Origin of the sequence: Neobacillus drentensis, from assembly GCF_021560175.1 — a bacterium.
GTDB lineage: Bacteria > Bacillota > Bacilli > Bacillales > Cytobacillaceae > Neobacillus > Neobacillus drentensis_A.
Map to the genome: position 1 here is coordinate 4,892,611 of NZ_CP091110.1, position 23,225 is coordinate 4,915,835.

The 23,225-nt window shown below is 40.0% G+C and carries 25 protein-coding genes and 1 other annotated feature; of the genes, 7 read left to right on the forward strand and 18 right to left on the reverse strand.

Annotated elements, in window-relative coordinates; all coding sequences use genetic code 11:
• Positions 1-25: 25 nt before the first annotated feature.
• The 4 genes from L1999_RS23360 to L1999_RS23375 form a co-directional block, all read right to left on the reverse strand.
• Positions 26-814 (reverse strand): DUF1444 domain-containing protein, encoded by a 789-nt coding sequence (locus L1999_RS23360; protein ID WP_235744440.1) that lies wholly within the window; start codon positions 812-814, stop codon positions 26-28.
• A 105-nt stretch (positions 815-919) separates the two neighbouring features.
• Positions 920-1,234: a thioredoxin family protein gene (locus L1999_RS23365; RefSeq protein WP_235740731.1), complete on the reverse strand. Its 315-nt coding sequence runs from the start codon at positions 1,232-1,234 to the stop codon at positions 920-922.
• A 120-nt stretch (positions 1,235-1,354) separates the two neighbouring features.
• Complete coding sequence (locus tag L1999_RS23370; protein WP_235740732.1) at positions 1,355-1,876, reverse strand: DUF84 family protein; 522 nt, start codon at positions 1,874-1,876, stop codon at positions 1,355-1,357.
• A 55-nt stretch (positions 1,877-1,931) separates the two neighbouring features.
• The gene (locus L1999_RS23375; protein WP_235740733.1) at positions 1,932-3,005 is read right to left on the reverse strand and encodes a M42 family metallopeptidase; all 1,074 of its coding nucleotides are present in this window, start codon (positions 3,003-3,005) and stop codon (positions 1,932-1,934) included.
• 203 nt (positions 3,006-3,208) lie between these two features.
• Here L1999_RS23375 and L1999_RS23380 point away from each other — a divergent pair, with 203 nt between their 5' ends.
• Positions 3,209-3,526 carry a PepSY domain-containing protein gene (locus tag L1999_RS23380; RefSeq protein WP_235740734.1) on the forward strand — a complete coding sequence of 106 codons (318 nt, stop codon included), beginning with the start codon at positions 3,209-3,211 and terminating at the stop codon, positions 3,524-3,526.
• A gap of 40 nt (positions 3,527-3,566) precedes the next feature.
• On the opposite strand, the gene L1999_RS23385 is transcribed toward L1999_RS23380, so the two are convergent.
• On the reverse strand, positions 3,567-4,409 hold the full coding sequence (locus tag L1999_RS23385; RefSeq protein ID WP_235740735.1) for a YtnP family quorum-quenching lactonase: 843 nt from the start codon (positions 4,407-4,409) through the stop codon (positions 3,567-3,569).
• 89 nt (positions 4,410-4,498) lie between these two features.
• Positions 4,499-5,140 (reverse strand): tRNA (guanosine(46)-N7)-methyltransferase TrmB, encoded by a 642-nt coding sequence (gene trmB / locus L1999_RS23390; protein WP_235740736.1) that lies wholly within the window; start codon positions 5,138-5,140, stop codon positions 4,499-4,501.
• Positions 5,141-5,304: 164 nt separating this feature from the next.
• Between trmB and L1999_RS23395 the strand changes: the two genes are divergently transcribed.
• The gene (locus tag L1999_RS23395; RefSeq protein ID WP_235740737.1) at positions 5,305-5,583 is read left to right on the forward strand and encodes a YtzH-like family protein; all 279 of its coding nucleotides are present in this window, start codon (positions 5,305-5,307) and stop codon (positions 5,581-5,583) included.
• On the opposite strand, the gene L1999_RS23400 is transcribed toward L1999_RS23395, so the two are convergent.
• The 4 genes from L1999_RS23400 to thpR form a co-directional block, all read right to left on the reverse strand.
• Positions 5,584-6,357 carry a phosphotransferase family protein gene (locus L1999_RS23400; RefSeq protein WP_235740738.1) on the reverse strand — a complete coding sequence of 258 codons (774 nt, stop codon included), beginning with the start codon at positions 6,355-6,357 and terminating at the stop codon, positions 5,584-5,586. It lies immediately after the preceding gene.
• Between the two features lie 211 nt (positions 6,358-6,568).
• Complete coding sequence (pulA, locus tag L1999_RS23405; protein WP_235740739.1) at positions 6,569-8,704, reverse strand: type I pullulanase; 2,136 nt, start codon at positions 8,702-8,704, stop codon at positions 6,569-6,571.
• Positions 8,691-9,674 carry a diacylglycerol/lipid kinase family protein gene (locus L1999_RS23410; RefSeq protein ID WP_235740740.1) on the reverse strand — a complete coding sequence of 328 codons (984 nt, stop codon included), beginning with the start codon at positions 9,672-9,674 and terminating at the stop codon, positions 8,691-8,693. Before L1999_RS23410 ends, pulA begins: the two co-directional genes overlap by 14 nt.
• A gap of 23 nt (positions 9,675-9,697) precedes the next feature.
• Positions 9,698-10,267 (reverse strand): RNA 2',3'-cyclic phosphodiesterase, encoded by a 570-nt coding sequence (gene thpR / locus L1999_RS23415; protein ID WP_235740741.1) that lies wholly within the window; start codon positions 10,265-10,267, stop codon positions 9,698-9,700.
• A gap of 155 nt (positions 10,268-10,422) precedes the next feature.
• Here thpR and cysK point away from each other — a divergent pair, with 155 nt between their 5' ends.
• The 3 genes from cysK to L1999_RS23430 all read left to right on the forward strand — a co-directional run bounded on the left by cysK (position 10,423) and on the right by L1999_RS23430 (position 13,566).
• Complete coding sequence (gene cysK / locus L1999_RS23420; RefSeq protein ID WP_235740742.1) at positions 10,423-11,346, forward strand: cysteine synthase A; 924 nt, start codon at positions 10,423-10,425, stop codon at positions 11,344-11,346.
• A gap of 391 nt (positions 11,347-11,737) precedes the next feature.
• Positions 11,738-11,959, forward strand: coding sequence for a DeoR family transcriptional regulator (locus L1999_RS23425; RefSeq protein WP_215044196.1), 222 nt, complete (start codon positions 11,738-11,740; stop codon positions 11,957-11,959).
• Between the two features lie 257 nt (positions 11,960-12,216).
• Positions 12,217-13,566: an amino acid permease gene (locus L1999_RS23430; RefSeq protein WP_235740743.1), complete on the forward strand. Its 1,350-nt coding sequence runs from the start codon at positions 12,217-12,219 to the stop codon at positions 13,564-13,566.
• A gap of 82 nt (positions 13,567-13,648) precedes the next feature.
• On the opposite strand, the gene L1999_RS23435 is transcribed toward L1999_RS23430, so the two are convergent.
• From L1999_RS23435 to L1999_RS23455, 5 genes are all read right to left on the reverse strand, one after another.
• The gene (locus L1999_RS23435) at positions 13,649-13,993 is read right to left on the reverse strand and encodes an ArsR/SmtB family transcription factor (RefSeq protein ID WP_235740744.1); all 345 of its coding nucleotides are present in this window, start codon (positions 13,991-13,993) and stop codon (positions 13,649-13,651) included.
• On the reverse strand, positions 13,994-14,419 hold the full coding sequence (locus L1999_RS23440; protein ID WP_235740745.1) for an SRPBCC family protein: 426 nt from the start codon (positions 14,417-14,419) through the stop codon (positions 13,994-13,996).
• A 104-nt stretch (positions 14,420-14,523) separates the two neighbouring features.
• Complete coding sequence (gene speD / locus L1999_RS23445) at positions 14,524-15,333, reverse strand: adenosylmethionine decarboxylase (protein ID WP_235740746.1); 810 nt, start codon at positions 15,331-15,333, stop codon at positions 14,524-14,526.
• Positions 15,334-15,497: 164 nt separating this feature from the next.
• A complete protein-coding gene (locus L1999_RS23450; RefSeq protein ID WP_235740747.1) occupies positions 15,498-16,217 on the reverse strand; it encodes a pseudouridine synthase in 720 nt (239 codons plus the stop codon).
• Positions 16,207-17,835: a putative polysaccharide biosynthesis protein gene (locus tag L1999_RS23455; RefSeq protein WP_235740748.1), complete on the reverse strand. Its 1,629-nt coding sequence runs from the start codon at positions 17,833-17,835 to the stop codon at positions 16,207-16,209. The genes L1999_RS23450 and L1999_RS23455 overlap by 11 nt, the downstream gene beginning before the upstream one ends.
• Positions 17,836-18,038: 203 nt before the next feature.
• Between L1999_RS23455 and L1999_RS23460 the strand changes: the two genes are divergently transcribed.
• Complete coding sequence (locus L1999_RS23460; RefSeq protein WP_235740749.1) at positions 18,039-19,313, forward strand: BaiN/RdsA family NAD(P)/FAD-dependent oxidoreductase; 1,275 nt, start codon at positions 18,039-18,041, stop codon at positions 19,311-19,313.
• Positions 19,314-19,320: 7 nt separating this feature from the next.
• Here L1999_RS23460 and L1999_RS23465 read toward each other — a convergent pair whose 3' ends face one another.
• The gene (locus L1999_RS23465) at positions 19,321-19,506 is read right to left on the reverse strand and encodes a sporulation protein Cse60 (RefSeq protein WP_235740750.1); all 186 of its coding nucleotides are present in this window, start codon (positions 19,504-19,506) and stop codon (positions 19,321-19,323) included.
• Positions 19,507-19,648: 142 nt separating this feature from the next.
• Here L1999_RS23465 and L1999_RS23470 point away from each other — a divergent pair, with 142 nt between their 5' ends.
• Positions 19,649-20,044, forward strand: a complete 396-nt coding sequence (locus L1999_RS23470; protein ID WP_235740751.1) for a hypothetical protein — start codon at positions 19,649-19,651, stop codon at positions 20,042-20,044.
• Between the two features lie 75 nt (positions 20,045-20,119).
• On the opposite strand, the gene L1999_RS23475 is transcribed toward L1999_RS23470, so the two are convergent.
• Together L1999_RS23475 and leuS are read right to left on the reverse strand one after the other, a co-directional pair.
• Positions 20,120-20,434 carry a rhodanese-like domain-containing protein gene (locus L1999_RS23475; protein WP_215044220.1) on the reverse strand — a complete coding sequence of 105 codons (315 nt, stop codon included), beginning with the start codon at positions 20,432-20,434 and terminating at the stop codon, positions 20,120-20,122.
• Between the two features lie 64 nt (positions 20,435-20,498).
• The gene (leuS, locus tag L1999_RS23480; protein ID WP_235740752.1) at positions 20,499-22,916 is read right to left on the reverse strand and encodes a leucine--tRNA ligase; all 2,418 of its coding nucleotides are present in this window, start codon (positions 22,914-22,916) and stop codon (positions 20,499-20,501) included.
• Between the two features lie 43 nt (positions 22,917-22,959).
• Positions 22,960-23,182 (reverse strand) — a binding site (T-box leader).
• Positions 23,183-23,225 lie beyond the last annotated feature (43 nt).

Here is a 23,225-nt window from a genome sequence, read left to right on the forward strand (position 1 = left end):
ACATGACGTGATCCCTTTCAAGGTCTCATTTATTTTTCCCTAGAATAAAAATTGGCTCTAGTTCTCCATCTTCATATAAAAAAGACAAGGCAGTAATCGGCACCCTTCCACTTGCAAAAAAGCTCATGGCCATTTGAGCAATCACATCATAGCCCCTGTCATTGCGGATGTCCGCGATAATTAACACATCTTGATGCGGAACAGCGAGCACCATGGTTCCTGTAATCCGTTTCTCCATTTCATTGAGGAAACCCTTATTTAAGATTCGGCTGGCATCATAGCCATCATTGGTGTTAAGGAAATAAAAGATATTGCCGGCTACTTGGTCCTCCTTAACAGAAGTTGAAAGAGACCTAACATTGAATAAAGCCATCTCCTTGATTGTGTTGGCACTCCATCCCTCTTTTTTCATCATGCGTGTATCAATCAAGCGATACGTATTTCCCATGTCAATCGCATAGTAAATTTTTGTTTCTGCGGTATGCTCTTCCGTCAGAAATGGTACACCCTCTTCTGCTTCAACTGGAAATGAAGCCGACCGAATGACAGGAAAAATCTGTTTAAACTGATCGTGCAGGTCGACGGTGTTCTCCATTGCTTGCAAACCTTCTTCAACATAATAAACGATTTCATCGATGGCTTTTTCTTTTTCAACTTGCCATTTGGCGATAACTCCTGGTAAGGCGATGCTAATCCCTTTCCCAGATGATTTACTTTCAATTCGAAGCTGATCCTTTTCTCTGTCATAAGTAATCAGTCTATCATCCTTTGCCAAACGTGTCTCTAATGTTTGGCGCATCAGTCTACTGTCCATTTTCATTGTTTACCTCCATGGTAAGAAGCTACCGTTCATTTTACAGTAAAAAACGACTATAAAAAACCCCCTGCTCCAAAAGAGAAACAGGGGTTTTTATCTCTATTACTTTAGACCAGAAATAAATGCTTCAATTTCTTCTTGTGTTTTTCGGTCCTTACTGACAAAGCGTCCCAGTTCTTTTCCGTTCTCATACGCGATAAAACTTGGTATCCCATATACATCCACCTGCTGGCATAAATCAATAAATTGATCGCGGTCAACATGAATAAATGTAAAATCGGAAAACTTCTCTTCAATCTCTGGCAGCACTGGCTCAATAAAACGACAATCCCCACACCATTTTGCGGAAAACATAAAGATGGTTTTATCTTGATTACGCAGAGAATCGAATTGTTCGATGGATTCTAAATTTTTCAAAGTGAACGCCTCCGTTTTTTTTGTTACCTATATGATAACTTTCCTTTCAAATCATAACAGTATACGCTTTATGGAGTCTAATATTATGCATCGTCTTATCTATCGCTCCGCATTTATAAGTTAAGATTTTGCAGTCTGGGTATAATAGCTAAATTGACCTGCCAATAGGCTGGTTACATGTGTAAACATGTCGACCCGGTTCACTAAGCCATTGGTAAAAATACCAACCGCACCTTCATGTTTTCTAACATTCTTCTTTTTTGCATAGTCATCCATCACAGGTCCTAATTCCTCTCCTGCTCTGAGCCTTGCCGCCACTTCTTCCGGTAAAAGGAATCTAGCTCCGCCGGCAATTACAGGCTCCCTGCCGCTTGCTGCAAGAGCTCCCCAATTACAGAGCAATAATCCTTGGCTTGTCTCTTGTACTCCACCTTCAAGCCCGATCCCGATATCACCATTTCCTTGTTTTAAGGCCCCAACAGCCCGATTGATGGCACCTCGTATCGTTTCTTCATCAGAAAAAGGCTGGTCGTTCACGCCAGATGGGATATCTATCGAAATAAATTCAATGTCTTCTTGTTGAAAGCTATTTTGGACAGCTGTAATTTTAGCAGGATTTTTTGATCCGATCACAATTCTCATGTTGAATCCCCTCTTTCCACATTGAAGAGGAGGCACGATCAATGCCTCCTATTTTTTAGCTATTTGATTTAATGGTATTTACTGTTGTTTGGTCGCATGCCTTAACGAGTTTTACCAATAATTCTTTGGCTGCCGCATAATCATCAACATGGATAATGGAAGCATGTGTGTGAATGTAACGAGAACAAATGCCAACCACTGCACTTGGAACCCCTTCATTCGATAAGTGAACACGTCCAGCGTCTGTTCCGCCCTGTGAAACAAAATATTGATAAGGGATATGATTCGTTTCCGCTGTATCCAGCACAAATTCCCGCATCCCGCGATGGGTAACCATGGAACGGTCAAGAATGCGGAGCAATGTCCCCTTCCCAAGCTGGCCAAATTCTTGCTTTTCCCCTGTCATATCATTGGCTGGGCTGGCATCAAGGGCAAAAAAGAGATCCGGTTTAATCATATTAGAAGCTGTTTGAGCGCCACGCAAGCCGACTTCCTCTTGAACAGTTGCTCCTGAATATAGGATATTGGGCAATGACACATCTTTTAGTTCCTGAAGTAATTCAATTGCCAATCCACAGCCATAACGATTATCCCAGGCCTTAGCTAAAATTTTCTTTTCATTCGCCATTGGGGTAAATGGGCAAATCGGCAGAATAGCCTGACCCGGTTTAATACCAATCCGCTCAGCATCTTCTCGGTTATCAGCACCAATATCAATTAACATATTCTTTATTTCCATCGGTTTGTTTTTCTTTGATTCATCTAATAAATGCGGCGGAATAGAGCCAACCACACCTATAACCGGTCCATTCTTGGTCATGACTTGGACACGCTGGGCTAGCAGCACTTGACTCCACCAGCCTCCGAGCGGTTGAAAGCGGATCATTCCATTCTCCGTAATCGCTGTAACCATGAACCCAACTTCATCCATATGCCCTGCTACCATGATGGTTGGTCCTTCTTGATTTCCTCTTTTTACCCCAAAGATACTGCCCAAATTATCTTGTATAATTTCATCTGAAACTAATGACAACTGCTCTCTCATGAAATTTCTGACTAAGTGTTCATTTCCAGGTGCACCTGGGAGCTCCGTTAAGGTTTGAAAAAGCTTTAGTGTTTGTTCATTCATGATAAGACTCCTTTTATGTATTTACTTTCAGGACTTTCCATTCCCAATAACCTCGATACGTTTCTTCTACTACATTTTACAGAATCCTCTCACTTGTTACCAATAATTCATTTTCCTTCCGTAATATTATCCACTTAACTGTAAATACGGTATACTGAGAAGAGAATCTTTTTGTAATCTTTTCCTATTTCGGAGGTGGATGAATGAACTGGAAGTCTTTTTTCTTAGGTGCAGCGGTAGGAATAGTTGGTGGTTATGTTACCAAGGAAGTCATCACTCAAAAAACAAATGTTTCACCAGAGAGGGTATTAGCGTCAGTCAAAAAACACTTTCAACTGAACGGTCCAATATCTGGCTCATGGATACATATGGAAGCGGAGCCTTACGAGAAAAGCCAAATGACGTACCGTGTTTATAAAGGCGGAATATCCCAAACGATTGACGGAGCAATCCAGCAATATGAATTTATCGCCGATGCTCAAACTGGTACCGTCATAGACCTAATTCCTTTTTCTTCATAACATGAAAAAGCCGCATCCATAAGTGATGCGGCATTCTTGTTTATTGCTCCCTTTTAATACTGGCAACAAGCTGTTTCCCGTCTGGACCCCATTTTACAGCCCGGTAAAAAGCATCATGGTAGAAAGTAAACCATGCATTTTTCTTTAACCCAAATGGAATCCACTTTTGTTTGGCGGCAATGGATGTCATAGGGTAGTCATCGTAAGCCATCACCCATAGTACATTTTGATGAGCGTGTGTCGCCATAAGGTCGGCCATATGAATACAGGTTTCCCCCCCATCTTCAATCATAAGAATGGAATGTCCATCACTATGCCCGCCCGTTTGGATCATCGTGATGGCTTCTAATTCCCATTTTTCAGTAAAAGGTTCCACCTGTGCTGCTACTGCTTGCCAATTTTCCAGCCAATATGTATTTTTGGAGCGAATATTGGGGCTTTGCATTTCGTCCCACTCGATTTGAGAAGTAATAATCTGAGCATTTGGAAAGGTTGAGACATACTTCCCATCCACCACCTTCGTAAGCCCGCAGGCGTGATCAAAATGTAAATGTGTCATTAGGACAAAGTCGATATCTTCTGGGGTTAAGCCTATTTGTTCTAAAGATTCCTCAATCATTGATTCTTTTGTTACTCCATAATTTCGTAATTGTTTCTCCGTTAGTTTGCCTTTTCCCAATCCTGATTCAACTAAAATATTTTTCCCATTCATTCGAATTAAAATTGGGTCTGTTGGAAGTTCAATTTGATTCTTTTCGTTTACAGGATATTTTTTTGACCATAACCCTTTGGGAACGACCCCAAACATAGCACCACCATCAAGGTATGTGACACCGCCAGATAACCAAGTAAGCGAAACATCGCCAATCTTTAACGTTTCCATTGTCATCTCCCCCTTTCCCTCTATATTAACATTATTTGGATTTAATTTTTATAAAAAAAGACAGCTCTTAAAAAGAACTGTCCCTGCCATCAGTTTTGATATTTTACTTCACAACGATAAATCCGTTTTCCTTGTTCAGAAAATTTCTGCTCATATTCTGTCATAATGTTGCCTTCATACTCACTTTTGTGAAAATCAAGACTCACATATTTCAATAATAACCCATAAGCAGAAAAGCTCATGAGCGAGTATTCGAATAACCCCTGATTATCGGTCTTAAAATGTATTTCCCCGCCATCAACCAAAATATCTTCATAGCGCTTTAGGAAATCTTTATAGGTTAATCTTCTTTTTTCATGGCGGGCCTTTGGCCATGGGTCTGAGAAATTAAGGTAGACTCGATCAACATCATTTTTTGTAAAGTATTTATCTAGGTCCGCTGCATTTACTTGTAACAGCTTGAGATTGGGTAAATCTGCTTCTATCAGTCGATCCAAAGCAGCAACAATGACACTGACGTACAGCTCTATTCCGATATAATTTATATCTGGATTGGCCTTGGCCATTCCCGTGATGAATTGACCTTTACCTGTACCGACTTCAATATGAAGAGGCTGATCTTTTTCAAAAGCTTCATGCCACTTACCTTTGAAATTTTCCGGATTTGCTACTACATACTGTGAATGCTGCTCTATTTTTTCCTTTGCCCAAGGTTTATGTCTAAGTCTCATTTTGACACTCCTAAAAAACATTATCTTTCAAAACATACCATGCCAATCTCTTTCATGCAAGCCAAACTAAATGGAAAAAAGGTTTGCGTATAAACGAAAAAAGAATCCACAAGCTAACTGTGAATTCCTTTTTTAGAATTTTTCACTTGAAAGGATGTGCTTTTATGCCATTAAGTCATGGTCACCAAGTTACACTGCTAAAAGATATTTTAAACAACCACCAAACCGATTGCTGTGGGTCTGTTGCAGAATGCGAGCAATTGGAGCGTTTAGTAAAATCTCTTATGGTCAACAACCAAATTGATTCGAATGTTAAAAATATCTTGCAAGAAGTTTATCAATACAGTCAGCATGGTACTCAATCTGATGATTTAGATCAGCATATCTTATCTAATCAGGAAAATTTATCACAATGGGTAAATGATATTGACCAATTTTCCTAATTAAAGGATATTTTGCAAAAAATCAATCCAATTATTCATTTCTTCAAATCGTTGTTTATCTTTATACCATTGAATAGAAGATAGGGTTTGAATGGTTACATACCATTTCATTCTAAGTTTTAGATGATTGGTTAGCTCTTTACCATAAAGATTTAACCAGTCCTCCCAGTTTTCTTCTGGAATGTACCAGTAAAGAAGTAATCCTAAATCAATGGCGGGGTCAGCAATCATGGCTCCGTCCCAATCAATCAAATACAACTGGTTGTCTTCTGCAAGCAGCCAGTTGTTATGGTTGACATCGCCATGACAAACCACTTTCTCATCACAAGATACATGTAAGGCTTCCTCTTTAAGAAAGTTGATTGCCTTTTGTGATTCAGGTAAAGAAAGTACCTGTTCATCTAATTCCTCGATGACTGACTGTAAAATCGGCTCAGGATTTACCGGCGAATTTTCTAACCGGCCTAACATTCCAAGCATCGGTTCAGAACAGTGTATTTTCTTAAGCAATCTGGCTACACTCTCTTGGTTCATTTCAGAGGGCTTTAATTCCCGGCCAGGAAGCCATTGCTGTGCTGTTATAACATCTCCGTTTTCCAATCGTTTTGTCCACACAAGCTTTGGGACAATGCCTTCTGCTGATAGTACTGCAAGGAATGGAGAGGAATTCCGCTTTAAAAAAAGCCTTTGATCCTTATACTCTGCATAAAAGGCTTCTCCTGTTTTGCCTCCAGCTGGGGTAACTTCCCACTCTTGTCCTAGTAAATGTTCCAAAATTGCTCACCTTCAATTTATGCCGTTCTAATGGGCTTAATCCTCTGTAAAGCCGAGGTAAAACCTGTGCTGTAGGAAGGTTTATAAACCACAATTATAACAATAACCTTTTTTTAAATAAAAAAAAAGCTATTGAAACCATTGCACACAATAGCCATCTTATTAAATTTTATCTCCTATTCCCTTTTTTCGTCAAGTAATCTTTCAAAAACTATTTTTTCAGCAAAACATTTAATGAAATGGGTTCTACTAAATAGTGGGGCTCTTTTATAAAATCATTGGCAGTGGTTCCAGCAAACTGGTGATTGGCTAACACTCCCCATTCCCCCTCCGGAAGGGTGATCATTTGGGCTTTGGAGGTTGGATTAATAACAAGAACCACCTCCTCCTTGGATAATTGATAATAACAGCCGGCAACAGGAGCTGGGAATGACAGCGCTTGTATGTGAGCACAAATTTCCTCCGCTGTTCTCATTCGAAAACATGAATACTTCTGGCGGATTTTAATAAGACCCTTGATGTACTCGACATTTTCCTTATACTTACTTTTCCGTTCCCAATCGAGTTGATTAATCACATCTGGAGAACGATAGCTATTTCCATCTCCTTGTTTTGTGCGGAAGAACTCCTGTCCGCTGTGAAGAAACGGGATACCTTGTGATAATAGGACAATTCCTGTGGCAAGGCGATGGTATTTTTTTCGAATAGCCGGATCAACTTCGGAATAACAGCCCTGAAGTTTATCCCAGAGTGTATGGTTATCATGACATTCGACATAATTAACGGATTGCTGTGGGGTATTAAAAACACGAGTACTCTTTTTGGTAAAACCGATACTGCCAGTAATCACCTCAATTGCAGCATCCACCAAATGATCGTTCCCGATGGCATAGCCCTTATCAAACAAGTTAAACGTACTTCCTTTTATGATGTCTCTAAATTTATCATTAAACTGTCCGATTTCCGGTATTTTTGCCTGATTAGCTATGATTGCCTTTTGTGCGGCCGGCAGGGGAGTATTAAGGTTCCAGCCTTCACCAATAATTAAAATCCCCTTTGCTAAACTGTCACAAGTCTTTCGTACCTCATTCATCGTTGTTACGTCTAAAATACCCATTAAATCAAATCGAAACCCATCAACTTGATACTCTTCCAACCAATAGCGGACACAGTCAACAATAAACTTCCGCACCATTCTTCGTTCTGAGGCAATATCATTTCCTACACCCGTGCCGTTTGAAGGCAAGCCAATATCGTTATGACGAAAATAATAGCCTGGGACTATTTTTTCAAAAGAAGATTGTTCACGTATATAAACATGATTAAAAACGACATCGATGATGACCCCTAAACCTTGACTGTGAATCAGGTCAATTAATTTTTTTAGTTCGATGATACGGGAATAAGGATTGGATGGATTGGTTGCATAACTTCCCTCAGGAGCATAGAAATGGAGAGGATTATATCCCCAGTTATACTGTTTTGCTGGGTTTAATTCATCCACTCCGGCAAAATCGTTCAGCGGGAGAAATTCTAAATGAGTAATCCCTAAATCTTTGACGTAGGATAAGCCAGTCGCATCACCATCTAGACCTTTTGTGTTCATTTCACCGGCACCTAAATATAGCCCTTTATGTTTGACACCGCTATAAGGATGAATCGTAAAATCCCGAATATGTGTTTCATAAATAATCGCATCAACTGGGTTTTCTAATGGAGGTATCCCGAGTCTAGGCTTAGCTGTCTTTTCCGGGAGCACAATCACACCCTGCTCCCCATTTGCTGTTACAGCCTTTACATACGGGTCTACAGCCTCTCGCCATTCTTGATTAACAAGGACCAAAAAGCTATATTGAAAAAACTCCAACTCGCGGTGAAGAGAGACAGACCAAACTCCGTACTCCTCCCGCCTCATCTTGATGATTTCTGAATATCCATTATCAGATGGGCGTAATTTTAATTTGACCCCTGTCGCTGTTGGTGCCCACAGTTTAAAACAGGTTTGCCCGGCCTGAAAGGTTACCCCGAGGTCATTCCCTTCATAATAAAATTTTTCATCAAATTGTTCTGTTCGAATCACTGCACCTATTTGTAAATCGGTTTTCCCACCGTACTCATCAAAGATCCAATACAGCTTGCCAAAAGAAATTTCTCCCTCGAACTGGCAAATATATTTAAAGTGTTCCTCAATTTCCGTCTTCTCCACAATGACTAGGGGCGTCTTATCTGAATCCGCTGCCATGTAAAATGTAGTGGATATTCCGTGATGGTATGAATGGGGAAGAAGGATAGTAACGATGTTCATTTCATCTAAGTAAGCAAAAAAATTTCGGTCAGCAGAATTCATTCGAATCCCTCTCCTTCAGATCAACTTCTTCCTTCCCGCGACTTCTAGATAACACCTCTAAGGATTTCGCATGAAGGTGAATCGAAAGTGGGGTGTATCCGATATGCTCCCCATCAGCATGAACATACTGTGAATCTGTCGAATAGATGGTTATATTTTTCCCCTTGAATGTTTTCACTTCTTTAAAATGGGTGTGTCTTCCCCAAAAAACACTCATAAAAACGAATAAAAGTTTCACCCTGGATAGTTGATGAACAATTGTAATATCAAAAAGACCATCATCCGGGTTGGCATCCGGCGCAATTTTCATGCCGCCGCCGTAGTAAGGCTGGTTAGACACAGTAATAAACCACGTTTGTTCAAATATATGCGTTTTCCCGTCAATTGATAAATCAAATCTTCCAGTTTTATAAGTAAATACATTTTTTAATAGAAAATAGACATAAACCAGCCTGCCTAATGATATTTTATTTAACAATGCCTTTATACGGGATTGATTCACTTGATAGGAGATAATAGCATCCAATCCAGCACCCATATTGTTAATAAAATAGTGTTCCTCCCTATTCGTTAGGCAAACTTTACCGATATCTATCTGCTTTCCTGGCCGCTTCCGGAGGCGGAGAATGACTGTTAAAGCCTCTTTGGGATCGGCTGGAATTTGAAAACCTCTTGAAAAATCGTTTCCTGAACCGCCAGGAATAAAACCGAGTGTTATGTTTTTGTCATTTGCAATCCCATTAAGCACTTCATGGATGGTTCCGTCTCCGCCTACTGCAATCATCAGCTTTTCCTGCTGATCGCTGCAGGCAATTTGTTTAGCAATCGATTTAGCATGACCAGGATATTCGCTAAAAAAAGCTAAAAAGGGTATCTGGTCAGCCAGCAGTTTGGATTCAACTTTTTTCCATGTTTCTAGACAGGATCCATTACCGGCTTTTGGATTAATAATAAAATATATCTGCTTCATACAACACACCTTTTAGTGGAATTTCATACTTGCAATGGGAATATGGTTACGGCTTCATATTTTGGGGTTTGGTCAAGATGTGTTTGATAAACAACAACCTCTTCCACTTGAAATTCAAGTGGTTTCGGCTGTAATTGATCCCAAACATTTAACAACTCTTTTTGAAATCCTTCCTGCCCCTTCCATTTTCTCGCTAACGTGATATGGGGTTTAAAGGGGCGTGTTTCCAGTTGAAAGCCTGCCCTCTCACATGCTGAAAATACTTTATTTCTAATTGCAACCAGCTCCTCACTGCTTTCTGTATCGGCCCAAAAAACCCGAGGAGAATCAACCTTTCCAAATATACCTAGTTTGTTTATTTTTAATGAAAATGCTTCCTCGTTGCTTATGCTCTCTTTTACATAATTTTCAGCAGCTTTCAGTTTCTCAGGTTCTGCTGATCCTAAGAAAGCTAATGTTATATGTAAGTCCAAATGATGAACCCAGCGGCTAAATGGGATTTTTTCCTGTAAATGATCGATATGATTTTTCATGATTCGTTTTGTAGTTTCAGGAATTCTTACAGCAAAGAAAAAATGTGGTCGTTGATTCATATAAACCTCTCAGTCCTTTTTTTAATTTTAGTCTATTTTCTCCCAATTGTATCTACAATCAAACAGTCTCATAGGCGATATTTTTTACATTTAGTATTCTTTTCATTTATCATGGAATTAGGAATTCTTAAAATAACTAAAGAAGGGGTAGCCCAATGAGAGTAGTGGACAATATAGCTGAATTGATTGGAGAAACGCCGCTGGTAAAACTGAATCGGGTCGCTCCTGAAGAAGGGGCTTCCGTTTATTTGAAATTGGAATTTTACAACCCCAGCAAAAGCGTAAAGGACCGTGCGGCCTATAATATGATTATTGAGGCAGAAAAAAGCGGAGAATTAAAAAAAGGCTCCACGATCATTGAACCAACGAGCGGCAACACAGGTATTGGAATCGCCATGAATGCTGCTGCTAGAGGTTATCAAGCGATTATTGTGATGCCTGATACGATGACAAAGGAACGGATTAGCTTACTCGCCGCATACGGAGCAAAAGTAATTCTAACCCCTGGAGATGAAAAAATGCCAGGAGCCATTAAGAAAGCCCTAGAATTAGCAAAAGAGATCCCTAATAGTTTTGTCCCAATGCAATTTGAGAATCAAGCAAACCCGGATGCTCATAGACATTCTACTGCTGTTGAGATTATCGAAGCCATGAATGAAATCGGCAAACCACTATCAGCTTTCGTTGCAACAGCTGGAACCGGAGGAACCATCACGGGAACAGGAGAAACTTTAAAAGACTATTATCAAGGATTATCTGTCCATGTGGTCGAACCAAAGGGTTCTCCAGTTCTGTCAGGCGGCAAACCCGGTAAACACAAACTAGTTGGTACAAGCCCTGGATTCATACCTAAAATTCTTAATGAAGAAGTTTATGATGAAATCCATCCAATTACAGATGAGGATGCTTATGAGATTACAAGAAGATTGGCTAGAGAGGAAGGAATTTTGGTTGGTCCCTCTTCCGGGGCAGCTTGTTTTGCGGCGATCGAGGTTGCAAAACGCCTTTCTAAGGATGAGGTCGTTGTCTGTATTGCCTGTGACACCGGGGAAAGATATCTTTCAAGTGATCTATTCTAATTGTTACTATACACACTATGTAACCCAAAGCGATTTATGCAAAAAGACATTTTTAACTAAAAATTCAAACAATTTATCATAAACCAAGGACCTCCGCCCATACTCTATAGTATGAAATAATTTAGGAGGCGGTATAAACAGACAATTACCATTAATTACCGAGGTTTCTTTTGTATTCTTTACTATATTGGTAGAAATTTTCTGAAATTATGGGTACAATAAGGTTAGATGTATGACATCTAGGTATCTACTGTATCCATTGTTACATTCCAATTAAAGGAGATGTCCGCGCGGAAAAGAAACTACATATTTCTTGAAGAGTAATCTTCAAATAGGCTGTCGGTAGCTGGATTAAGCCATAGGTTTGAAATTTAGGATAGGGAGTGGTTCTTTGAAACCTTCAACTAACCGGATGTTAAACCGCATCAAATGTATCTACATGTTTATTCGAAACAACGGCACTGTCACGACCCAAGAACTTGTAGAGGAATTTGGTATCACTCCTCGCACCATACAACGAGATTTAAATGTCTTAGCCTATAATGACTTGGTCATTAGCCCAAGCCGCGGAAAATGGACTACAACACAAAAGAAAGTAAAGATGACATCTTAATTGTAAAATAAAATTAAACAATCTGCATAACAAAGCATGCGATTTTATCGCATGCTTTTTACTGTTTAAAACCAAATGGGGACGAAACGCAAAGCGAAGCACCACAGGGCGCTGGAATTGATTCGAACTCACTTATCCCCCCTACAATTAAATCTTCTATTCTATTTGACAGGTATAATAATTATGATATATTAGTATAGAAAATCGCTTTAACGCTTAAAAGCGTCTAAGTAAAAAAGAAAAAGTAGGTACCTAATATGAAAAATAATCAGCAGCAAAATTTAAAAAAGGGGCTTCTGCCAAGGCATGTCCAGTTTATTGCCCTTGCGGGGATGATCGGGACAGGTATTTTTAAAGGCAGTTCCGATACCTTAAATATAGCCGGACCAAGCGTAATTGTAGCCTATTTAATCGGTGGGTTATTATTATTTATAATCATGGCAGCACTAGGGGAAATGGCACTTGCTTTCCCAAACTTAAATGTACAGCATTTAGTTAACAAAGCTTTTGGATTCCAAGTTTCCTACCTTGTTGGATGGCTATACTGGATTAATTGGATTTTAGTCACCATTGTTGAATTATTAGCAGCGGGAAGTTTTCTACAATTTTGGTTTCCGTCTGTTCCATTATGGCTTCTCAGCTTTCTATGTGCGATTGTCATCGTTGGCATTAATTTATTCCAAGTAAAATACTATGGTGAACTTGAGTTTTGGTTTGCCGGAATTAAAATAATTGCTCTGATCGCCTTTATTATCCTAGGATTTTTACTTCTCTTAGGTTTAATTCCAAGCAATATTCACGATCCACTTTCAAACTATACTGGGCACGGCGGTCTTTTTCCACACGGACTGGGTGGAACCTTTAATGCCTTTTTAGTCGTAATGTTTTCCTATGGCGGGGCTGAATTGATTGGAGTCGCTGTTACTGAAACAAAAGATGCTGAACGCGTCTTGCCTAAAATTATTAAAGGTGCTGTTTGGCGCGTCATCATTTTTTATGTTTTGCCGATTCTAATTATTTGCGGCATGATGCCTTGGAACAAAGTGAACGGTCAAGACAGTCCATTTGTTCAGGTTTTTAGTAGTACAGGCTTACCTGGAGCTGCCCACATCATGAACTTTGTGCTATTAACTGCTGTCCTTTCCGCAGCTAATTCCGGTATCTACGCTACATCGAGAACCTTGCATTCTATGGCTCAAAGTGAGGTTGCACCTAAAGTCCTTGCAAAGGTTTCCTCAAAGGGTATACCGATTATTGGGATTATGATAACAAGTGTTTGTATTTTGGTTGGTGTTTATCTAGCTTATTTGACTCCAAGCCAAGTCATTGGCTACCTCATGACCATTCCTGGGTTTACGGTCATGATTATTTGGATAAGTATTTGTGCAGCCCAGTTAAAATTAAGACCGCATTACAACAATAAACCAGCATTTAAAGTGAAGTGGTTCCCTTTTACCACAATCTTTGCACTCCTATCATTAAGCATCATTTTCATTGGATTTTTATTTAATGCCAATAATTTGATTGGAACATGCGTTAGTATTGGAACGATTGTCCTCCTAATCATCCTGTCATTTATTAATAAGAAACCGAATAGTAACAAATAACGATTGTATGCAGCTTTCAAAAACGGAAGCAATAATAAAAAAACAAGCAGGGATAGCCAGTTGGTTATCCCTGCTTGTTTTTTTATTGTTCATTTTCTGAATTTGAATCATTCGATTCTAAAAAACGCCCTAGTGCACCCAGTTTATTTTCCCAAAACAACTCGAAATATTGGAGCCAGTCTTTTAGTTCAATCAAAGGTGATGCTTCAAGCTTGTACCTAGTTTCCCTGCCGACCTTCCGCTCCTTAACTAAACCTGCCTCAGATAGTACTCTCAGATGCTTCGAAACAGCAGTCCGGGTAATCGGAAAATGCTTACAAATCGCGGTAACTGGCATTTCTTGGTTACTAAGAAGTTTCAAAAGACTTCGGCGGGTAGGATCAGCAATCGCTTGAAAGACGTCATGTTTTGCTAAGGGAGCAGCCATTTATGCCTCAACATACGCTTGGAGTTTTTTCACAAGACCGCCCCAGCCTTTGTTCATGTTGTCACGAATCGGTGTATGCGGCGCACCAAATTCAGTAACTTTTTTACTATCCCATCCGCCATGGATTAACGTTAACTCTGTTTGCTTCTTCACTTCTTTCAATTCAAATGTTAAGGTCCAGTCTTTTCCCCAATTAAAAGAAAGACGGTTTGGCGGGTCTACCTGTGTTACCTTACATGGTGACATACCAAATTGACCTGCATTTATATGAAACTCATGACCTTCTATAGGCTGAAGATCGTTCGGCATAAACCAAGCACTTAGCCCCTCTGCTGTTGCAACTGCATCCCAAACTTTAGCAATTGGTGCATTATAAACGACAGTATATTTAATATCCTCTAATGTTGCTTGTGATTGATTTTCCACTGGGTACCCTCCTCACTTGTCTTCCAATTACGTTCGTATTGTAACTATATAACACCTTTTGGTTTCATGTCAAACATTTATAAAAAGAGCCCACGTATTGAGCTCTAAACAATATTTTTCCCATAAAAGATTTCATCCATCTCTATCTTTAATCTCTTTGTTATTTCAATATGTTCATCTGGTGTTAGCCTTTCTTTGGTATAACCAAATAAATAGTTATTGAGATCGAATTCTCTCAGTTTGCATTTTGTGTGAAAGATATTCTCTTGATAAACATTGACGTCTATCATATCAAAAAGTTCTCCGACATCTTCAGGAATATAATTTTGAATAGAGTTTATTTCATGATCAATAAAGAGTTTGTGGCCGCTTTTGTCCCTAGTAAAGCCGCGGACTCGGTAATCAATGGTCATTACATCTGTTTCGAATGATCGAATTAAATAGTGGAGCGCCTTTAGAGGAGAAATTTCACCACAGGTTGAAACATCAATATCTGCACGAAATGTACTAATTCCCTCATCTGGATGAAATTCCGGGTATGTATGGACCGTGATATGACTTTTGTCTAATTGCATGACCACTGATTCGGGAAGCGGTCCTGGTGACTCTTCAAAGGATTCTGAAGGAACATCATGTGTTACCGGTCCTTCTGATACTAATAAGGTTACACTTGCCCCTGCCGGTTCAAAATCCTGACTGGCCACATTTAATACGTGGGCACCTATTATATCTGCGACATGTTTTAATATCTTTTGCAGTCTATCTGCACTATATTGTTCATCAATATAGTTTAAATAGGCTTCCCGTTCCGCTCTTGTTCTTGTAAAGCAAATATCATACATATTAAAGCTTAAAGACTTGGTAAGGTTGTTGAAGCCGTGCAGTTCTATTGCCTGCTCGTGTGTTAGTTTCATGAAAGGTTCCCCCTTAGTAACACTTCTTTACTGCGTATTTATCTGTATGGTACCCATTTTTATACTACGTTACTTATTATTTGAGAAGAATCCACTAGGAACAGAATAAATCAACCATCCTTACAAAAAACACAAAAAGCAGCTAAATTAGCTGCTTTTTGTGTTTATTTCACTTGGTACTCTCGCAATAACTCCACTTCTTCATCTGTTAATTCTCGATATTCCCCGAGTTCCAAGGTTTCATCTAAAGGGAGCGGCCCCATAGAAATCCGTTTCAAGTACACAACCCTTTTCCCTACGGCCTCAAACATTCTCTTGACTTGATGAAACTTACCTTCTGTAATCGTTAGCTCAATATCAGAGCGGATACCTGATTTTATGATTTTCAATTCACCAGGCTTAGTTTCATACCCGTCATCAAGAGTGACTCCTTTGGCAAACGCCTTGATATCCTCTTCGGTTACTTCGCGGTCAATCACCGCAAAGTATGTTTTCGGGACATGCTTCTTTGGTGATAGTAATTTATGCGCTAATTGACCATCATTGGTAATCAGCAATAATCCCTCTGTATCCTTGTCCAATCTCCCAACCGGAAAAGGCTCATATACCTGATCCTCAAGCTCCAACAGGTCAATAACGGTCTCAGCCGAGTTATCTTCTGTAGCGGATAACACACCAGGAGGCTTGTTCATCATTAAATAGATAAATTCTTTGTATTCAATCACTTCACCATTGAAGGTCACCGTTTGGCTTTTTTCATCAACATGTTGTTTCGGATCCTTAACGATCACATCATCGACTCTAACGGCACCGCTTTTTAATATCTGCTTTACTTCTTTTCGGCTGCCGTAGCCAAGGTTTGCTAACATCTTATCAATTCTCAACGCTTTGCCTCCTTTTTGGCAGCTTAAATTTAGTAAGGACACGCTCAATTCTGTTTCCGAATAACCGAGTTGCAAGTCCTGATTTCAATCCTAAATAAAAATAAATGCCAGCCCCTACAAATGCACTAATTAAGATCATTAAGACCGATTGCATTTTGGACGCCGGTGATAAGAATAACGTTAAAAATTTATACATCAGCTCGGTTCCCACCCACATACATCCAGCAAAAATAATTATCAATAAGCTTCTGCGCCAAACGAATCGATATTGATAGCGGGAGAAATATCTAATTACCACTAAATTAATGATAATCGAGGCCATGTATCCGATCGCTGTGGCTAATACAGCCCCTCTTGTTTCAAACATTTTAACTAACGGAATATTAAGTGTAAGTTTGACCAATAGTCCCACTAATAAGCTTAAAATCGTATACCGCTGTTCATTAATTCCTTGCATGATCGCTGCTGTCACCGCGTAAAGAGAAAATAAAATGGCGACCGGTGCATAAGCACCTAAAACCTGTGTACCAAGAGCATCATGCTCATAAAAAGCCGTATAAACTGGCTCAGCTAATAGAGATAGCCCAATTGCCGCCGGCAGTGTTAAGAATAATAACACTTGAAAGGTTTGATTTAATTGATTAGTTAAGTTTTTTCGATCATTCTCCACATATGCCTTTGTAATGCTTGGCACAAGTGTTAACGAGAAGGCAGTGGCTAGGGAAACAGGAATAATCACAATTTTATGTGATTCAAAGTTCAAAATCCCAAAAGCTGTCTCGGCCAATTTCTTTGTCGTTCCCATATCTACTAAGGCCTTGGTTAGGGTAAATTGATCAATAAGTTGGAATAATGGATTGGCAATCCCTACAAATACGAAGGGTGCTGCATAAATAAAGATTTCTTTATAAATTTCTTTTAGTGAAACATGGATGGTTCCCTTATCTTGCTCCAAAAGCTCATCCAAATGCGGCTTCCTTTTATACCAGTACCAAAATAGGACGGCTAAGCCTCCTATCGCTCCAACAAAGGCAGCAAACGTGGCAACACTAACAGCAGTTACCATTGATCCATTTAAAAATTTGAGAACCACATAAGCCCCAACAAGCGTGAACAGAATTCGGACGATTTGTTCTACCACTTGCGATGCGGCTGACGGTCCCATCGATTGATGACCTTGAAAAAATCCTCTGATTAGACTCATGAATGGAACAAGGATTAAGGCAAAACTAACCGCACGCATGACGGTTATAGCCGCATCTATTTCATTACCAGGATTACTCATTTCGGCTAATAAAGGAGCTGCCAAATACATAATTAAAAATGCAACAAATCCTGTGATCGACATAACCACTAAACCGGATTTAAACAATTTCCTGCCAACAGCATATTCTTCCAGTGCATTATACTTTGCAATAAACTTTGAAACAGCCAGCGGCACCCCAGCTGTTGCGATACTAATAAATATCGTGTAAGGGACATATCCGTAGGAATAAAGCTGTGTCCCATGTTTTCCAACAATCTGATAAAACGGTATAACATAAATGAGTCCGATTACTTTAGAAAGTATAGTTCCTAACGTTAAAATAAACGTTCCTCTTAAAAGCTTTGACTGCATATAATCCCTTCCTACCCGAAAGATACGTTCGTAAATTCACAAAGAATAATCGACGTTTTTTGCACACTATTAGTAGTTTACAACTTCTTTTCCTCCGATGCCACTCACAACCGAGTTAATTCACTTAAAAAAATGACTTTTTTCGTTTTAATTTCACAAGTTATGTTTATAATGAAATGAATAAATTAAAGTTGGTGGATAAAATGGATTACGATTGTATTGTGATTGGCGGCGGTCCCTCTGGACTAATGGCTGCTATAGCGGCGGGGGAAAAAGGGGCAAAGGTCCTCTTAATCGATAAAGGAGACAAATTAGGACGGAAGCTGGCAATTTCCGGAGGCGGGCGTTGTAACGTAACCAACCGGCTGCCGGTTGAGGAGATTATTAAACATCTGCCCGGCAACGGTAAATTCTTATATAGTGCTTTTTCTATTTTTAGTAATGAAGATATTATTCGCTTTTTTGAAAGGCTAGGAATTGAATTAAAAGAGGAAGATCATGGGCGGATGTTTCCTGTAAGCAATAAAGCTCAATCAGTGGTGGATGCCCTCTTAGAACAGCTCGAGAAACTACGTGTAAGAGTCTTCAAAAATAGCCCCGTGGCAGATGTTCTCTATGAAAATGGACATGTTTCCGCAGTGCGGTTAAAGGATGGCCAGCAACTTTCGACTAAGTCAGTGGTAATTGCGGTAGGGGGAAAATCGGTCCCGCATACAGGGTCTACCGGCGACGGTTATGCCTGGGCTGAGAAAGCAGGCCATACGATTACTGAGTTGTTCCCAACCGAGGTCCCTGTTACCTCAAGTGAGCCCTTTATAAAAAACAAGTCATTACAGGGATTATCGTTAAGAGATATTAATCTCAGTGTCTTGAATCCGAAAGGCAAACCCTTGATTTCCCACCGGATGGATATGTTGTTTACCCATTTTGGAGTCAGTGGCCCAGCCGTGCTCCGCTGCAGTCAATTTGTGGTCAAGGCCATGAAAAAGTGGAATCTAAAAGAAGTAACCATGAGCTTGGATGCCCTTCCTGATCGAAAAGAGGAAGAGATTTTTCAAGAGATTGTAAAACTTGTAAAAGGGGAACCCAAAAAGAGCATCAAAAATACCTTAAAGGGAATAGTTCCGGAGCGTTACCTTCTATTTCTCCTCGAAATGAATGATATGGATCCTGCCGAGCAAGGCGGAACGATTTCCAATGAAAAAATTCGTGCATTTGCAAAGGGCTGTAAACAATTTCAATTCAAAGTAAATGGCACACTTCCACTTGAAAAAGCATTTGTGACGGGCGGCGGGGTTACCGTGAAAGAGATTGAGCCGCAAACCATGGCTTCTAAATTGATGGAGGGTCTTTATTTTTGCGGTGAAATACTAGATATCCATGGTTACACAGGTGGATATAACATTACATCTGCCTTAGTAACGGGCAGGCTTGCGGGAACCAATGCAGCACTATCCGCAAAAAATTATCGGGCGTGAAGTACGATCACGCCCGATAGATAATCATAGCGGTAAAACAGTAAATCTGCTCTTCCTCTTCTTCTTCGGTCATGGCAGCCACATTATACTTGATATCGACAAGGCTTTGTTCCTCTATATCTTTTAAAAATCGATTCATCTCTTTTTCTAGATCTTTTTCATGCTCCCTGTCAAATAACTTTACTTGGATCATAAGACTCCCTCCCTCTCCTTTTTCTATCAGTATTCTCATTTTTTCAGAATTTTAAAAATAGATGGTTTTAAAAGTTAAGGTTTTTTTAAGATTGGGCTTGTAAACTTGTTTCTGAAATCAAATGTTGAAAGGAGGGTCTGAGGTGGATAAAAAACAAAAGATTACTTGGGGAGTCAGCTTTGGGAGTTTGGCTTTAGCAGCGGGAATGGTCTCTTATCTCGGTTTATCCAATGGCGGAAGTACGAACAGCCAAATGGCTTTTACTCAACGGCAGCAGCCAGGTTCTAATACAAATCAAAATCAGCAGCAATATTCGCAACAAGGAGGATCAAACACACAACAAGATCAGCAAACAGGACAAGATTTTAATAGTTCCTGGGGCGGAGACAGTCAATTAGATCAAAGTCAGCAAACTCCGGATGATAACAGTAGCCAAGGCTTTGATAATAGCGATCAACAACAGGATCAATTTTTTAATGGCGGCGGTCCAGGCTCCGGACATCACCATGGATTTGATACAACCACAGGTGGAACCTAATTTGCTGATGCTGGAAACCCTGCATGCGGTTGAAACTAAAACAGATAAAAAAAACCGATTCCAAAACGGAATCGGTTATTCTGTGTATTCAGTTTCTCCTGTCCAGGCCAGCATTCCGCCAATCATATTCCGGACTTTATACCCTTGTTCTTGAAGATAATAGCAAACATTTCCACTTCGGTGGCTTGAACGGCAAATGAAAATATATTCCTTCTCTTTATCAAAATAGTCCAGGTTAGCGGGAATATCGCCCATACGAATATGTTTTGCCCCTGGAATCATCCCAAAAACAACTTCCTCATCTTCTCTTACATCTACAAGCTCTGGTTTTTCCCCTGCCTCGAGCTTCTTTTGCAATTCTTCTGGAGTAATCACATTAATTTCTTCCATCCCAATCATCCCTTCAGAAAAACATCCTCCATTTTACAAGAGGATGTTCAATTTTGTTTCCTGATTAATTCGCCACAATATTTACCAATTTACCTGGTACAGTAATTACTTTGCGAACGGTCTTTCCTTCAATTTGTTCCTTCACACGATCGTCATCCATGGCGATTCCTTCCAAAGCTTCTTTCGTAGCATCTGTCGGAACCTTTAACTTTGTTTTCACCTTGCCATTTACTTGAATCACAATCTCGATTTCATCATCGACTAATTTTGCTTCATCATATGCCGGCCATGCTTCATAGGAGATTGTACCGCTATGACCTAACTTTTCCCATAGCTCTTCAGCAAGATGCGGACAAACAGGAGCAAGTAATTTTACAAAGCCTTCGACATAAACCTTTGGAAGAACTGTTGCTTTATACGCTTCATTGATAAAGACCATCATTTGTGAAATAGCTGTATTAAATCTTAAACCTTCATAATCCTCCGTCACTTTTTTCACCGTTTGATGATACACTTTTTCAAGGTTTGATGCTTCTTCATTTGTCTGGATTTTCGGGCTTAATTCACCGTTTTCTTCCACTAACAGACGCCAAATTCGATCTAAGAAGCGGCGTGATCCATCTAAGCCATTGGTCGACCAAGCAATCGATGCATCAAGAGGTCCCATAAACATTTCGTATAAACGAAGGGTATCGGCACCATGGCTGTCAATAATGTCATCAGGGTTGACAACATTTCCTTTTGATTTACTCATCTTTTCATTGCCTTCACCTAAGATCATTCCTTGGTTGAAAAGCTTTTGGAATGGTTCTTTGGTTGGCACTACACCAATGTCATATAAAAACTTATGCCAGAAACGTGCATATAGCAAGTGAAGCACGGCATGCTCGGCACCGCCAATGTAAATATCAACCGGGAGCCAATGATTTAATTTTTCCTGTGAAGCTAATTCTTGATCATTTTTCGGATCAATATAACGTAAATAGTACCAGCAGCTGCCTGCCCACTGCGGCATCGTATTTGTTTCACGGCGGCCTTTTTTACCTGTTACCGGATCGACGACATTGACCCAATCCTCAATATTCGCAAGCGGTGACTCACCTGTTCCAGATGGTTTAATGTCGGTTGTTTTTGGTAAGGTTAATGGCAGCTGATCTTCAGGAACGGCTGTCATAGTGCCATCTTCCCAATGGATAATTGGGATTGGCTCACCCCAGTAACGCTGACGGCTGAATAACCAGTCCCGTAAACGATACGTCACTTTTTTCGTTCCAATTCCCTTTTCCTCTAACCAGGCGATCATTTTAGAAATGGCCTCTTCTTTATCTAATCCATTTAAGAACTCAGAATTAATGTGTTCCCCATCACCTGTATAAGCTTCTTTTTCTACATCTCCGCCAGCCACGACTGGCTTAATAGGTAAGTTGAAAACTTTAGCAAATTCATAGTCACGTTCATCGTGAGCAGGTACCGCCATAATCGCACCCGTTCCATAACTTACTAATACATAATCAGCAATCCAGATTGGCATTTTATCGCCATTTGCAGGATTAATCGCATATGCTCCAGTAAAAACACCCGTTTTCTCTTTTGCTAAATCTGTCCGTTCTAAATCGCTCTTCATTTTTACTTTTTCTAAGTAAGCATCGACAGCAGCACGCTGCTCATTAGTAGTAATTTTTTCAACAAATGGATGCTCTGGAGCCAATACAGCATAGGTTGCACCGAATAGTGTGTCTGGTCGGGTAGTGAACACTGTAAAGGTTTCATCATGTCCATCAATTTGGAATGTTACTTCAGCCCCTTCAGAGCGGCCAATCCAGTTGCGCTGCATTTCCTTTAAGCTTTCAGGCCAGTCAAGCTCCTCAAGGTCCTCAAGTAAACGGTCACCGTAAGCTGTAATTTTTAACATCCATTGCTTCATCGGACGGCGTTCAACCGGATGTCCGCCGCGTTCACTCTTGCCGTCAATAACCTCTTCATTCGCTAAAACAGTTCCAAGCGCTGGACACCAGTTCACCGCTACTTCATCAATATAGGCAAGCCCTTTCTCCCAAAGCTTTAAGAAGATCCACTGTGTCCATTTATAATATTCTGGGTCAGTCGTATTGACTTCACGATCCCAATCATAGGAAAAACCTAGTGCTTTAATTTGTCTTCGGAAGGTGTTAATATTCTTTTCCGTAAATTCAGCAGGGTCGTTACCTGTGTCTAAAGCATATTGTTCGGCAGGCAATCCGAAGGCATCCCAGCCCATCGGGTGCAGTACATTATAGCCCTGCATCCGCTTTAAACGGGAAAGAATATCTGTTGCTGTATAGCCTTCCGGGTGTCCTACATGAAGCCCTGCACCGGATGGATAGGGAAACATGTCTAATGCATAGAATTTCCGCTTATCATATTCTTCGCTCGTTTTGAACGTTTTTTTGTCTTCCCATTGTTTTTGCCACTTTTTCTCAATTTGTTGATGGTTAAAGCTCATTTTGATTTTCCTCCTACTGCAAAATAAAAAACCCCTCATCCCAAAAAGGGACGAGAGGATTGTATGTATCTTCCCGCGGTACCACCCACATTAGTGCCTAAACACTCGCTTCATTCAACCTTAACGCGGTAAACGGCAAACATTACTGTTCATTCATGCCTGCAACTCAAAGGCGAGTTCATGATGTACTCGGTTGACTTTCACCAGCCGTCAACTCTCTATTCTTTCGAGTAAAAATCACTACTACTCCTGATCACTGTTTTTTTAATATAAAGTATTACGGTTATTGTATTAAATTTTCTATCACTA